This window comes from Parabacteroides sp. PFB2-10 (assembly GCF_029893085.1).
Taxonomy (GTDB): Bacteria; Bacteroidota; Bacteroidia; order Bacteroidales; family Tannerellaceae; genus QVMG01.
The window spans coordinates 108,046-122,751 of the sequence record NZ_JARXWI010000007.1; the positions used below are offsets into that span (position 1 = coordinate 108,046).

14 protein-coding genes are annotated in these 14,706 nt (G+C 46.1%); 2 read left to right on the forward strand and 12 right to left on the reverse strand.

Annotated elements, in window-relative coordinates; all coding sequences use genetic code 11:
• Positions 1-76 precede the first annotated feature (76 nt).
• Positions 77-1,045, forward strand: a complete 969-nt coding sequence (locus M2137_RS08135; protein ID WP_280765950.1) for a helix-turn-helix domain-containing protein — start codon at positions 77-79, stop codon at positions 1,043-1,045.
• Here M2137_RS08135 and crcB read toward each other — a convergent pair.
• The 8 genes from crcB to M2137_RS08175 all read right to left on the reverse strand — a co-directional run bounded on the left by crcB (position 1,040) and on the right by M2137_RS08175 (position 9,111).
• A complete protein-coding gene (crcB, locus tag M2137_RS08140; RefSeq protein ID WP_280765951.1) occupies positions 1,040-1,414 on the reverse strand; it encodes a fluoride efflux transporter CrcB in 375 nt (124 codons plus the stop codon). The genes M2137_RS08135 and crcB overlap by 6 nt on opposite strands.
• Positions 1,415-1,549: 135 nt before the next feature.
• Complete coding sequence (locus tag M2137_RS08145; protein ID WP_280750481.1) at positions 1,550-2,002, reverse strand: ATPase; 453 nt, start codon at positions 2,000-2,002, stop codon at positions 1,550-1,552.
• 46 nt (positions 2,003-2,048) lie between these two features.
• A complete protein-coding gene (locus M2137_RS08150; protein ID WP_280765952.1) occupies positions 2,049-3,863 on the reverse strand; it encodes a V-type ATPase 116kDa subunit family protein in 1,815 nt (604 codons plus the stop codon).
• The gene (locus M2137_RS08155; protein ID WP_280765953.1) at positions 3,860-4,474 is read right to left on the reverse strand and encodes a V-type ATP synthase subunit D; all 615 of its coding nucleotides are present in this window, start codon (positions 4,472-4,474) and stop codon (positions 3,860-3,862) included. Before M2137_RS08155 ends, M2137_RS08150 begins: the two co-directional genes overlap by 4 nt.
• Positions 4,475-4,558: 84 nt before the next feature.
• Entirely contained in the window at positions 4,559-5,875 is a 1,317-nt protein-coding gene (locus M2137_RS08160) for a V-type ATP synthase subunit B (protein ID WP_280765954.1), read from the reverse strand.
• 9 nt (positions 5,876-5,884) lie between these two features.
• Entirely contained in the window at positions 5,885-7,642 is a 1,758-nt protein-coding gene (locus tag M2137_RS08165; RefSeq protein WP_280765955.1) for a V-type ATP synthase subunit A, read from the reverse strand.
• Between the two features lie 3 nt (positions 7,643-7,645).
• Positions 7,646-8,518 carry a DUF2764 family protein gene (locus M2137_RS08170; protein WP_280765956.1) on the reverse strand — a complete coding sequence of 291 codons (873 nt, stop codon included), beginning with the start codon at positions 8,516-8,518 and terminating at the stop codon, positions 7,646-7,648.
• A gap of 2 nt (positions 8,519-8,520) precedes the next feature.
• A complete protein-coding gene (locus M2137_RS08175; RefSeq protein ID WP_280765957.1) occupies positions 8,521-9,111 on the reverse strand; it encodes a hypothetical protein in 591 nt (196 codons plus the stop codon).
• Between the two features lie 133 nt (positions 9,112-9,244).
• Here M2137_RS08175 and M2137_RS08180 point away from each other — a divergent pair, with 133 nt between their 5' ends.
• Positions 9,245-9,748 carry a GNAT family N-acetyltransferase gene (locus tag M2137_RS08180; RefSeq protein WP_280765958.1) on the forward strand — a complete coding sequence of 168 codons (504 nt, stop codon included), beginning with the start codon at positions 9,245-9,247 and terminating at the stop codon, positions 9,746-9,748.
• A 139-nt stretch (positions 9,749-9,887) separates the two neighbouring features.
• Here M2137_RS08180 and M2137_RS08185 read toward each other — a convergent pair whose 3' ends face one another.
• From M2137_RS08185 to M2137_RS08200, 4 genes are all read right to left on the reverse strand, one after another.
• Positions 9,888-11,051: a carboxypeptidase-like regulatory domain-containing protein gene (locus M2137_RS08185; protein ID WP_280765959.1), complete on the reverse strand. Its 1,164-nt coding sequence runs from the start codon at positions 11,049-11,051 to the stop codon at positions 9,888-9,890.
• Positions 11,052-11,079: 28 nt separating this feature from the next.
• Positions 11,080-11,805, reverse strand: a complete 726-nt coding sequence (locus M2137_RS08190) for a YjbH domain-containing protein (protein ID WP_280765960.1) — start codon at positions 11,803-11,805, stop codon at positions 11,080-11,082.
• The gene (locus M2137_RS08195; protein ID WP_280765961.1) at positions 11,802-12,689 is read right to left on the reverse strand and encodes a YjbH domain-containing protein; all 888 of its coding nucleotides are present in this window, start codon (positions 12,687-12,689) and stop codon (positions 11,802-11,804) included. The genes M2137_RS08190 and M2137_RS08195 overlap by 4 nt, the downstream gene beginning before the upstream one ends.
• 638 nt (positions 12,690-13,327) lie before the next feature.
• Positions 13,328-14,647 carry a glycoside hydrolase family 43 protein gene (locus tag M2137_RS08200; protein ID WP_280766028.1) on the reverse strand — a complete coding sequence of 440 codons (1,320 nt, stop codon included), beginning with the start codon at positions 14,645-14,647 and terminating at the stop codon, positions 13,328-13,330.
• Between the last annotated feature and the right edge of the window lie 59 nt (positions 14,648-14,706).

A 14,706-nucleotide genomic window follows, 5' to 3' on the forward strand; every position in this document is an offset into this window, starting at 1 on the left:
ACTCTTTCTGAAGCAAACAGCAAGAAGGAATCGTTTTTTTTCGTATATTGCAGTTTTCAACCAAAACTGCCATACTATGAAAGAAGTCAACCTTAACGAGAAGTTACTGTATCTTTTGAGGACACAGATCCCTCAGAAGAAAGAATGTGTCGCGTTTCTTGCAGATCTGCTCCGGATGGAGAAAGGATCTATCTACCGTCGTGTCAGAGGAGATGTTCCTTTCACCTTGCAGGAGGCGGCCGTCATCGCGAAGGAAGCCGGGATTAGCCTGGATCAATTGATCGACTACTTTTCCCCTCCCCAATTTAACCCGTATACAGAAAAGCCCTCTAAACTGAATATCTCGAGAGAGGAGGCTAATCTTATCGTATTGCGGAATTATGCCAATAAGATCGGGGAGATCAGTACCTGTCCTGCCTCAGAGCATGGGCATGTATTCAATTTCTTTCCCGTGGAGTTGGCGGTATCCTATCCTCATCTGCTTAAATTCATCATCTTCCGGTTTCTGCATCTTTTTGGGGATAATGCGATGTTGCAATCGTTCGAGAGTTATACCGTATCGCCCAAAATCCAGGAAGAACTGTATCGCTTAGAGTATTATCTGCGCCAGATAGGGGCAACGTCCTATATTTGGGATCCCTCTATTGTCAGCCATACGGTGGATAACATCCATTATTTTATGGATATGAACCTCATCCAGCCCCAGGAGGCGACCTGTCTGAAAAAGGACCTGTTCAGCTTTCTGGAAGACCTGGAGAGAGATGCTTCGGAAGGGCAATTTCCGTCGGGGAAACGGTTTGACCTGTATATAGCCGGTATTCATATCGGGTTTACCCATTCGTATCTCTGTTCAGACAGCTCTTATATGAACATTCTGATGAGCTATATGCTGCAACCGATCACCTTGTTCGACCGACAAAGCTGCCTACAGGCAAAAAACCGGTTCAATTGTTTGCGCAAACTATCGACGTTGATCTCAGAGGTCGGGATAAAAGAAAGGATACAATTCTTTAAAGAAGAACATAAAATAGTGGAACGCCTATAATTTTGCCAGCCATAAGCCGATCCATACCGCCAGGATGCCCAACAGGACGCTGCCTGCGATATTCAATAACAAAGAGGTATAATTACCGGCTTCCAATAAGCCCCAGTTTTCTAAAGAGAAGGTAGAGAAAGTGGTATACCCGCCACAAAATCCGGTAACGAGGAATAGTTTCATGTGTTGATCGATCCATTGGGCACGAAAAGAAAGCCCGACAATCAGGCCGATCAATAAACAGCCTGCCATATTCACCACAAAAGTAGCCAGCGGAAAATCAGCGGCATAGCGCTTCAGTATCCATACGGATGTCAGGTAGCGGAAGATGCTTCCGATTCCTCCGCCCAAGCCTACCCAAAGAAGTTGTTTGATCATAATTCGTTTATTGAGCATGTAAATGTCGGAATAAAACAGGCGTTAAGCAAATGTATGCCCTATTTGTTCATCAAAAAAGGTGAGCCTTTACAGACTCACCTTTCCTTCATATCTTATTTTATGATCTATCCGGGATTAGAGAGGTAATGTACCTCCTACCAGGATAACCACCAACAACGCGAGGATCGCATACAATTCCGGGAATACGGCCATCACCATCGTGGCGCTGAACACATTGTGACCGGCACCTACCGCCTGAATACCATTGGCACAAACCTGTCCCTGGCGAACAGAAGAGAAGAATCCGGCAAATCCCATCATCGCGCCAACACCCAGGATAGCACAGGCGTTGAACATAGAGATTTCAGGAATTAAGAATTTCTGCAACATGAAATAGGCCACAAAGCCATACAACCCCTGTGAACTCGGCAAAGCACTCAGGGCGATATAGGTACCCATTGCATCCGGGTTTTTCTTCATTGCTCCAACTACGGCGTTACCACAAATTGTTACCCCGTAAGCACTACCGATAAATGATAGTCCTGTCATCAGGCCGATTCCAATGTAAGCTAATAAAACTGGTTCCATAACTAAATTGTTTTAAATTATTTATTGTATTAATATTGTTCTTTTCTTACGCTTTCTTAAAAGGCAGATAGGCTTTTCCTCCGCCTTCAAATTCTGAGTTCTTATAATATTCAACAAAGACCAGACGTATGGGGTGTACCAGCGAACTGATCATACAAAGTCCGAAGTTCAAGGCATGTCCCACCAATAAGATAAGCAGCATCACAATGAACTGGGCTACACCCGGCAGGCTTTCCGTCATAGAGACCGCCAGCGAGTTGAACACACCACCCAGGATCGAACCCGTCAGACCTACGGCAAACAAACGGATATAGGACAACACATCACCCAACAGGCCGAAGACCATATTATAGGTGTTCCACAAGCCGGAGCCGAAGTTCAGGAAAATGTTCTTGCCAGGGGTATTATACAACAACGCGACAGCAAGGCATACGATAGCCACGCCATACAACACGTAGGTAAGCGGTTGTGGCAACTGAATATCCAGCATCGGAAGCCCGAACACACAGGCCAACGCCGCAATCACAAACACCCAGGCAAAGGGAGCCAGGCTATACTTAAGGCCTCTCTGTATCTTTGTCTTATAAGCACCGATCGCCTTGGCATATATGATATGTATAATACCGATCACGATTGAGAGGGTCATCAGGTTATCACTGCTCAGGAAGTAATCCTTCACGGCGGCAAACTGCGGTATATCGACCAGGGCGATGCCAAAGAACGAACCGGTCAACGCACCCACCACAACGGTCATCGCACCCAACCACTGGAACAGGGTCAGGAAAGGCTTAACGCCCGCATTCGCTTTCCGTTTGAGGATAGTACAAATCAACAGGATCAATAATCCGTAGCCACCGTCGCCAAAGCAAAGTCCGAAGAACAACATAAAGAAGGGAGCCACGAAAGGCGTCGGGTCGAACTCCTTATAGTTAGGTAGGGAGTACATCTCCGTGATCGGTTCGAACAGTTTCGAATAGCTGTTGTTCTTCAATTTGATAGGTATCTTATCGTCATCCTGTATTTCCAATTCCTGATAGAAGAAGGCCTCCTTATCCAACGCCTCTTCCATATCCGAGGCTTTGTCAGTGGTCACCCATCCTTCGAGGAACATCAGTTTGTCGCCCGCCTGACGGTCGGTTTGCACGACCGCGTTGGCCAGGTTGAATTCGTTTTGCAGGTGTTTGTCTAATTCAAGCAGGGTGTTATACTCTTCAACGGCCATAGTTTGCAGGCGCTCATCACAGGCACGAACCGAGTCGTTCAGTTCTTTCACCTTCTCCCGCAACTGGCTCAGACCCAATTCCGACATCTTCGGACGTTCCGCGTCGATATCGATCTCCGTTCCGGTCTTGGTCACCGTCACGAAATAGGTCACCGACTGGAAGTTATTCACCAGAAAGGCATTGTATTCTTTTCCCCAAACCGGTTCATATTTCGAGGTCGGACAGGTAAAAAAGTTCAGTTCATATCCCTCCTTCTTCAACTGTTTGATCTGCTTCATGTCGAAGTCGCCCCAGATATCCATATAATCGAGGTCTTTCAAGACAGCCTGCTTGCGGGCAGACAATTTGGAACGCTCCTCCTGAAGCTCTTCGATCGACTGAACCAAAGCCATACCCTCCTCTTTATCCAAGTCACGGGCAGGGGCTAATGGCTGTTGCTCATTATGCTGTTTCTTGAACTCCTTCAGAAGAGTCGTTACCCGCTTGCGCTCCGCGATCATCTGTTGCAAGTCCTCAAAATCACTGATCGATTTTGTTTCCTTGATGTGTACGACACCCAAGTCGCGCAAAGTGGAAAGGAATTGCTTGTATTCCTTATGATACACCATAAAGGCATATTTCTTCATCGGTATAATCATGATGCCTCCTCCTCTTTTTCTTTTCGTTTCTCCAGATTGGTACGCATGATCTTTTGTGACGCCTTGGAAAGACTCTCCTCGTCTTCCATATAACGCTTCACTTTACGGATCGCATCTTTATATCCCGGGATCTGTACCTTCTCAAAAAGATTCACCTTCTGAGTGGTTTTCTTCCGGGCATGCTCCAACAACTCCAGCTTCATGCCTGCAAACTCCGCTTCTATACCGGTACGTGCCAGTTGCTTCAGCAACTCGATACCTTCCGTATACCACGACGGAGCATTGAAAAGGCTATATGGGCATACCTCAAACTCGATGTCGTCAAGCAATGGAACCATGACGCCGGCAAACTTACGGGAAGAAAGATGCACATCTTTCACCCGGATCAGTTCCGGTGTGAACTCATTCCAAAGAGCGACCATGCTGCGATAGCTCATTATTTCGTTTTCAAGCTGAAGTTCCAACTTCTTCGCTTCGTCCTTGGTACGTTTCACCTCGACACGCAACGCGCTCTCCTTACTCTTAATCGTAGGCAGCGAACGTTCCCGCATCTTGAGGTTCTTCTCCAATTGCTGAAGCGATGTTTTATTATATTGAAACTTTATTGCCACTTTTTCTAATTATTAATTGATAATGGATAATTGATACGATTGACAATGAACAGAAATTATCCATTATCAATTTTCAATTCTCAATTATTTCCAGTACTTATCCACCAGTTCCTGTTTGATATTCACCTCTGCCGGCTTGAAGTATTCGCCGAAAAGATTCCAGGCCACATCCAACATCTCGGTGGTATCGAGGTTTACGTCGATAGCCAACAGTTTGTCTGAGTAATCTTTCGCGAAAGCAAGCGTACGGTTGTCGTAGTCTGTCAGGTCGAAACCGTTCTCCATCTTCGTCTTCGCATTAGCCGCATCGGCATACAGACGCACCGCCGCGTTCATCACCTGCGGATGGTCTTCGCGTGTTTTCTTACCGGTCACCAACTGTTTCAAACGCGACAAGCTTCGGAACGGGTCGACGATAACCTTACCGATATCGCTGTCACGACGCAGATAGAGCTGACCTTCCGTGATATATCCGGTATTGTCAGGCACAGCGTGTGTGATATCTCCTCCGGAAAGTGTCGTTACCGCAATGATCGTAATAGAACCACCATCAGGGAACTGAACCGCCTTTTCGTAGATCTTCGCCAGGTCGGAATACAAAGAACCCGGCATAGAGTCTTTGGAAGGGATCTGATCCATACGGTTTGACACAATTGCCAAGGCATCCGCATAGTTGGTCATGTCGGTAAGCAATACCAACACCTTCTCATTCTTTTCTACAGCAAAATACTCTGCGGCCGTCAGTGCCATATCAGGCACTAAGATACGTTCCACAGAAGGGTCTTCCGTCGTATTAATAAAACTCACAATACGGTCTAATGCACCCGCGTTGCTAAATGTATTCTTAAAGAACAGGTAGTCGTCGTTGGTCATACCCATACCACCCAGGATAATCTTATCCGACTGGGCACGCAGGGCTACCATCGCCATGACCTGGTTGAACGGTTGGTCCGGGTCGGCAAAGAACGGGATCTTCTGTCCGGTCACCAATGTATTGTTCAGGTCGATACCGGCAATACCCGTAGCGATCAGTTCCGAAGGTTGCTCGCGACGCACCGGATTCACCGACGGACCACCGATTTCGACCTCACGTCCTTCCGGAATAGGTCCGCCATCGATCGGATCGCCATAGGCGTTAAAGAAGCGTCCGGCCAATTGGTCGCCCACTTTCAACGTCGGCGCCTTGCCCATAAATACCACTTCGGCATTCGTCCGGATGCCTTCCGTTCCCGAGAACACCTGCAGGGTTACCTCATCGCCCATAATCTTTACCACCTGCGCCAGCTTACCGTCTACCGAAGCCAACTCATCATACCCAACGCCTGTTGCCTTCAACGAACAGGTCGCTTTTGTAATCTGGGTAATCTTTGTAAATATCTTTTGAAATGCTTTTGTTGCCATAGTCTACAATTATTTGTCGCTTCTTTGCTCAAGCAGGCTCTCAAGCTCCTGGTTAAACGTCTCAAACTTATCACTCTTGTATTCGGAATAGTTCATCTGCTTCAGGATGTTGATCATCTTCTTGAAGTAATCAGACACATCATTGAAGTTATCAAAATGGAAGTCCGTATTACATATCTTCACCACCTTATCCAGCATATATTCCTGACGATCCAGCGATGTCACCGAGTCGATCTCGTCGAAAGCATCCTGTTGCAGGATCACAAAGTCGATCAGTTCCGATTTCCAGAACACCTCATGGTATTCCACCGGCACCCCGTCGTCACCCAGGATATTGATCTGTTCCGAGATTTCTTTACCACGCAACATACGTGTTTTCACCTCGTTCACCTTATCGATCCATTCGGGCGAGATATGGTTGGCAATGTATTCCTGGAATTCTGGATACTCCAGGTATTTGGAGTAGCTATCAATTGGGTTCACCGCCGGATAACGTTTCTTGTCCGCACGATCCTGTTCCAAGGCATAGAAGCAACGCGCTACCTTCTTGGTATTTTCTGTTACCGGTTCTTTCAGGTTACCCCCGGCCGGTGATACCGTACCGATAAAGGTTACAGAACCAGACTTACCGTTATTCAGTTCCACATAACCGGCACGCGCATAGAAGTTGGCCACAATGGCCGAGAGGTCCATCGGGAAAGCATCCGGTCCGGGAAGCTCTTCCAAACGGTTCGACATCTCACGCAACGCCTGTGCCCAACGGGAAGTAGAGTCAGCCATCAGGAGCACCTTCAATCCCATACTGCGGTAATATTCCGCAATGGTCATAGCCGTGTACACAGATGCCTCACGAGCCGCCACCGGCATGTTCGAGGTATTAGCGATAATGATCGTACGTTCCATCAATTTACGCCCGGTATGCGGGTCGGTCAGGTGAGGGAATTCGGCAAAGATCTCTACCACCTCATTCGCACGCTCACCACAGGCCGCGATAATCACGATATCCGCTTCCGCCTGTTTAGAGATAGCATGCTGCAACACCGTCTTTCCTGTTCCGAAAGGACCGGGAATAAATCCCGTACCACCTTCCACAATCGGGTTCAAGGTATCCATCGTACGCACGCCTGTTTCCAACAGTTTGAAAGGACGCGGTTTCTCTTTGTAGCAGCCAACCGCCTTTTTCACCGGCCACCGCTGTATCATATTTACTTTAATATCTTCTCCTTGTTCGTTGGTCAATACGGCAATCGTATCAACAACTGTGTATTCGCCTTCCGCTACCACACTCTTCACCGTATAGGTTCCTTCAAAAACAAAAGGTACCATAATCTTGTGTGGTTGGAAGTTCTCGTCCACTTCGCCCAGCCAATCGCCGGCAACCACCTTGTCGCCTGCCTGGGCAATCGGTTTAAACACCCACTTCTTGTCGTCATCCAACGCGTAGGTATAATCCCCGCGCTTCAGGAACACGCCGTCCATCTTGTCCAGGTCGTTCTGCAACCCGTCGTAGTTGCGGGAAAGCATACCCGGCCCAAGTGTTACCTCAAGCATGTGGCCTTCAAACTCAGCCTCATCGCCTACACGCATTCCACGCGTGCTTTCAAACACCTGAACGAAAGCATTATTACCGATCACTTTGATCACCTCCGACATCAGCTTCACACCGTCGACGGAAATGTAACAAATTTCATTCTGGGAAACCGGACCCTCGACCTCGACTGTCACCAGGTTGGATACGATTCCTTTTACTATTCCTTTCGTAGCCATAATTTATTTTGTATTGTTTCTTTTAAATTCTTCCAATGCACTATCACTTCCTTTCTTCATCGTGCCTACCAGGTCACGGAAGGTTTTCTCGCCTTTTGCCTTATCGAGTGAAGTCCAGCGCTCCATCATCTCCAGTTTCAACAAATAGGCTATTACCGTTTCAATATCAAATGTCTTAAAGAAAATCTGTTCTTCGAGCCACTCCCACTTCAGCTGATCCAGCTTTTTCTCACGAAGTAACAGGTCGGACTCTTCCGTTATGCGCTGCAACTGGGGCAGATACTCTACCGAGTCGCCCAAACCAAAATCACGTGCGTTCGAGGTACGCAGGGTCTCCGCGATCTCATTATTACCAACAATATAGCGCGCCTTATCCAAATCGAATTTTCGGGCCGTGATTGCTGTCAGTACATTATTTATATTGAGGTTCAATTCATACCAGTCGGCTACGAACGAGTTGCTGTTTTTCATAGCATACTCATAATACAAGCCGGCCAGACGGTCTTCCCAGGATATGTTTTTGGATTCTTCCGTTCCTTTCTCATGTTCTGCCTGATAGGTTTCCAAAAGGGAGATCATATACGAAGGCAATGGATTGGCCGGAATCTTTTCCTCTTCAGCAATCGCATCCAACACCTCCTTGTATTCCGATTTGGAGAAACGCCCTCTCTCGTCCCACTCCTTTTCCGGATGTAACAGAAAATTAAGAAGGTTGTTGTTGTCGAACTTCAGGAAAAACAGACTCACCAACTTTGCGTCACCAGCCGACAACATCCCTTTTATCTCCGCATAAAACTCGTCGACAGTGAAAGGAACTTTATGATCGTCTAATGAAATATTGGGCAATCCTGCTATTAAGTAATAATATTTACTCATAATCAGAACAGCATTTCAATCAGTTGCGGGCGTAAGAATTCTTTAAAGAAAGTAACAAACTCCTCCTCGCCGAAAGTCACCTTGTAGGATCCGTCTGCCGGAAGGATCGTGAAAGAGGCGGGTTTCCCGCTTACCTTTTCTATTTTTACCTGTTTGTTCAATAATTCTTTGGCGTTCGATTCGAAATAGGCAGTCAATTCTTTGGCTTCCGCCGTTTGAATCGTCAGGTCTCCGGTCTTCACCCATTCGCGGGTCATCTCCAGAATTACTTTCTGCATAAATCCTGTGTCGGTCACGGCAGCTTTCACGTTTGCCTGGGTAATCTCGCCGGTGATCAGATTGGTCACCTCACTCTTCAAAGCCTCTACAGCCTGATTGGCAAACAGCTTCAACTCCGCTTCGGTATTCTTTTTTAATTCGGCGGATTTCTTTTCCGCCTCTCCCACAATACGCTTTGCTTCTTCATTCGCTTCCTTGAGAATAGCCGCTTTCTGCGCATTCGCATCGTCTACAATACGTTTTGCTTCTTCATTACCCTTTTCAACACCTTCACGGTAGATTTTTTCGGTCAGTTCCTGAATCTTTGTATCCATTTCGAATCTATTTTAATTTGTGTATTCTTCATCTATGACGCTTTAAGGCAAGCGAAATGCCTACAAAGTTAAACGTTTTCATATATTATCCTCGTAATTATTCCTACTTTTGTTGGTCAAAATCATCACAATCATGTTCTCAATCCGTACTGCCGAAATAAAAGACAATCTTTTAATTAACCGTCTGGCCTCCCAGGTATGGGGAGCCACATACGGAAGTATACTCACCCCCGAACAACTTGAATACATGTTCGACGCTATGTATGCCCCGGAAAGTATCACAAAACAAATGACCGAACTGGGGCATACCTACTTCATCGTATATGCCGACGATGAGCCTTGCGCCTATTTCTCTTTGGAGCAAAAAGAGCCCGACACATACATCTTCCAAAAGATATATGCGCTCCCCCAAACGCAGGGCACAGGCGTGGGCCGCTATATGATCGAACAGGGCATCGCCTACCTGAGAGGCTTCCTCCCTACTCCCTTCAAAGTCATGCTTTACGTCAACCGCGAGAACCCGGCCATCGGCTTCTACGAGCACTTGGGATTCCACATCGCCGACACCCGCGACCATCACATCGGCAACGGCTATTATATGAATGATTATATTATGGAGATGGAGGTGAAAGAATAAAACCCAATTAAGGCTTTGGTAAAAAAGAATCCCCTTGTTTACCTTTTCTTACATTCAATGATGTAAGATATAGATAAACAAGGGAATTCTTATAGTAAAGAGTAGGCTTCGTCAGCGCTACTGATGTATAGTCTTTCGCTTAGTTGCTTCCTCCGGTATGGTTGCGATTGTATGTATTTGCGCTAACCGTTACATTTCCATATTGCTTACCAGAAGCACTTTGTCCCAAAGCTGAAGCTTTCAGGGTCCGAACAGATTGCTGTCCGCTTACTGTCAAAGCAGTTCCTATCGGCAGAGTAACATTCATGTTATAATGACCCGTAGCAGTCATATAACCGGCGCCAGCGCGGCGTGCCAGAATCTCTTTCAGATAAGCAGTAGTCCGGTTTGCAGCAGATGTAGAGGAGATTTCAGTCCCGATCTTAAAGCTGTAAGAGGTTGTGGCAACTGCCATCTCTTTACTTCCAAACAGGTTATCCCAGTTGTTTGGACTGAAAGACAAAGGTTCTGAAGAGGTAGAAGAGGTTATGTCTACATCGAAAAACACAATATAAGAGGTGAACTGATCAACAGTTACCGTCACTTTACCACCGTCTACAGAAAAAGCAGCAGCTACCCATTGGCCTCCAACCTGTTTCTGCACCTTAACGGCTGCAGCCACTTCCGGCTCCAGGTCATAGATCATCTGAATAGGCTTCGCCAGGGTAACAGCCGGATCAGAACAAGTAAGATCTGTACCGATCAACAGAACAGACTCTGTTGCTTTGGTCACATCCTGCAATGAATAAAGCGGAGTGGTAATGATTGTTTTTCCGGCTGGTACAGCACCTGCAGGAGCTTCAATTTCCACATCTACCTTAGCGGCTTCGTTGCCTTTAGTTGTTTCAGAAACGACACTTCCTTGAGCCGAACCGTCGTCGTTAACCTTTACGGATGTTCCCACATTGTTCAGGGTAACACTCCATACCTGGTTATCACTTTTTTCTCCTCCGGAAATGGTTACACTACCTTCTTTTGATTTTTTCCCTGTAGCTTCAGCTTTCAACGCATACGTGCCTGCCTTTACATTCTCAAACAAGAAGGTACCGTCGGCTGCTGTTGTTTTTGTCTCTGTACCCATGGTAACTGTAGCCACCAGGCCATCTCCACTCATAGCCGTTACACGGCCGCTAAGACTGTGAGTTACCTCCACTGCCGGAGGAGTCACATCATCATAATTGGGATCATCTTTGTCACATGCTGTGGCAAACAAAGCTACAGTTGCCACAAATAAAAACCACTTTCCTTTTTCAATTAATTTCATCACATTTTTTTATTTGGTGAGTATTATATTAGAACAGATTTAATTGATAACAAACTCCCCCCGATAAATGTTTTCCTTGTTGGAGAGAAATTTGCAATAAAAAATGTTTCCATAACAAAACGTCTACGCCAAGATTTACATCGTCTCCCGAATACTCAACGATTAATCGCAGGTTCGAAGCGAATGCAGGCCGATAGGTAATACCTCCTGTCAACCCCTCCCACTTGGCATTATAGCTTCTCCTGAATTCCCGCCATGAAACGTGAGCGGCCAATTCGTGTCCTTTCCAATGCAGGTGCTTGCTGGCAGCTACATAGAAATTGGAGAAAAAGAGGCTCCCCCTTGTCGCTCCGGTAGTGCCATACGGGTCATTCGTTCCAAGGGCGATAGCGGGCCACCATTTTCCCTCTTTCAGGGGACGCAATTTCATGGAAAAATAACGATCCTGATGGGTGTAACCCACCTTCTGCTCGTAGCCCGCCGCTGCTTCGCCTTTCATCAGCGTGCAGGTATAGGCCAGTTCGATCCAGGAGAAAGGGGTGATATTCAAGTAATAGCATCCGGTAGGATAATCCAATACGGCCGGCGAAAAGGCTTCGTTCAGGAAATGAGCACCCATCCGGGCGGTTCCTGCCTCGTTCATTTCGGCCGACGGTGTATGAATCAATCCGGTCATACCGGTATATTGCTGTGCCGTCAGACTATGCAGACTACAAAGAAAGCAACATAATATACCCCATATTATGCGTTTCATGGCATACCTCCTTCCTTGAAATCAGGCTCCATTCGGTTGCTCCCCCATGTCAGTTTTTCGCGGTTGAAAGAGCCTTCCCGTTCATTTTCTTCCGGATCGGTATGATAACTTCTGATCATATACGGATCCGCCTGGAAGTTATTCGTCAAACGAAAATGAGACGCCGGGCGGAAATTGACTGTTTTTGTTTTTCGCCGGTAGGGAGGGATCATCATAATGATTTTGAAACCACCATTCTCTTTGCCCTTATCGCTGTATTGCGCATACAAGCCCACTGTGCAATGTTTGAAATGACGCATACATTCACCCGTCACCCCCCAATCTTCATAGATATAGCGGCCTCCACGCAAGCGGAATTCGGTATTGTATTTTTCCAGATACACTTTCGTTCCCAACCAGCCGGTAAGTCTTTCCATCCGACTACTTTCCCAGTCAACCGCCATAGAGCAGAAACCAGTCAGCCCTACTTGCGCATCAAATGCCAACCAGGAAGTGGCAGGAAACATCCATTTCACATCTAAGCCATAACGCTCATGGCTGAACAAGCCACCGCTAAATTTGAAAAACTGATTGTGTCCATAGACCTCCTTGGAAAGAACCGCCATGTTCAGACGCACCTTTTTATAGTGATCGCCATACTGATTGTAGACAGGGATATAACCTTGGGCAGCTACCATCCAGTCGTTTTTCAGATGCCACTTAAGACCCGGAGTCAGATTGATCAACAGATCGTAGATCCGGTTGTTATGGTGTATGTTTCGGTAATTCAACTCCACGCCGGAAAACAGATCCAGACGGGTAGAATGCGAAGACTGTCCCGCAGCATAAAACATACAGGCAAGTCCTACTCCGATAAACAAAGCAACTCTTTTAGTAATTCTCATTTATTATTCCCTGGTTGTTTAGGGTAAGTCTTAAACTAAAACGTGAAAAACGATTAACACACTTCTATTCACACAAAAACAACTATCCATGCCATTTTCTTACAATAATTCAGCTTCGGTATTTTCCCTATACTGTAAAAAAATACTCATCTTAATATAATAAATTCATATTTTTTTAAATAAGAAATACACTTAACGGCGCAAAAATATACAAATTTTCATATCCCAACAAAAAAAAGATAATATTATTTCTATTCACTCTTTTATTAACTTGATTTATTCTTTACTCGATTCGGAATATTCCCCTTCTGTTTTCTGTCCTTACAGTGGTTACTCTCCTTTCTTTTGCGTTAACCAAAGTTAAATTAACCCTATACCTCCGATATAGCCAAATAACAAATTGTAATTTCCGCCCGACTTTGCGCGCAAAAACGCAGGAGTATTTTGGCAAACTCCCGGGAGAAACATTTTTTAACGTATCATATCGTAAGGAAAAGTAGGGCTTTTGCTTACACTTTGTATTTTAACAAAAAAAGCTCCTTGCCTGTTTGGGCAAGGAGCTTTTGAGGTAGTTATTTCAATAAAATTGGGCTTAACAACGCCCCTTATTCTTAAATCAACAGGAAAAAGTCAATAAATCATTTAAACTTCCAATAGTCCAGATTAAATAATTCGCCTTCGCCTCCTTTAAAGACAAAATAGAGATCGTGTACGCCTTTTTCCTTTTTTACTTTTGTGGTAAAGGTTTTCCAGGCATCCTGACTTCCGCTTTGGGTTATATCACACACTCCCAACAATGTACCGTCGACAGCATCTAAGCGGATCTCTATTTTTCCTCCGCGCACCGCAGCCGCACTGACTTCAAAAGACTTGGCGCCCTTTTTGAAATCGACGGCCTGCAGCCGGATATAATCGTTGTTATGAACAGAAGTCACATACATCCCGGTTTGAGTGTTCCGCTTTGTTTTAAGCCCTTCGCTCCAGGAAATGGTTTCTGCTTCCGTGCGCTTATAAGGATTCAGTGTCCCTACCGGGTCAACAGGCTTGCCTTCTTCCCACCAGGGAAGCTCCTGTATGGTGCCATCCGGATTGTACGTTATCTCCGAAACGCAAACCGAACGGCGTTCGTGGTGCTTATCGGTTACTTGGAAATTCAACCAGAAGTTAAACCCGAACACATAACTTTTCCCTTTATAATCGATAATGCCCGGATGATTCCCTGTCGCTCTGCGATCGGGCGGCATGATATATCCTTTAAACTCCCAGGGACCAATGGCGGTCGGCCCCATAGCATAGCCTATACCTTCAGGACAACAGGTGCTGGCATAGGCCATATAATAGTGGTCACCCCGTTTATAGGTCCAGGGACCTTCCTGGTAATGATACGGATCGGGTTGCCCCTTTGTCTTCCGTACCAATGGGTCTTTGATGATATCACCGGAAATAGAGATCATGTCATCGTTCAGCTTCGCATACCAAAGGTTAGGATTTCCCCAATAGATATAAGCCTGTCCGTCGTCGTCGACATAAACGGATGGGTCGATATCTTCGTGACTATTCTTAATCAATGGCTTGCCAATCGGATCTTTGAAGGGACCGAAAGGAGAATCGGCCACCAATACCCCCATGCCCGTGCCACCCGGCGTAGAGCAATAGAAGTAAAACTTGCCTTTATGTTCAATACACTGAGAGGCCCAGGCTCCGTTTTCCGGATTTTTCACCCAAGCGAAATCTTTCAGGGAAGCCACCGCACCATGGTCTGTCCAGTTGACCATATCCGTGCTGCTATAAAGCAACCATTCTTTCATCAGGAAGCGACTTTGTCCCGGAGGAGCCTCATCTTCATCATGACCGGTGTACAGGTACACCGTTCCGTTATGTACCAACGGTGCCGGGTCGGCGGTGTAGCTGGTCTGCACCACCGGGCGACTCTGGGCGTGAATCTGCACAAAAGGCATGATCCCTACAAAAAACAAAATTGCTAAACCAAATTTACAGTTGTTTTTACTCATAATAT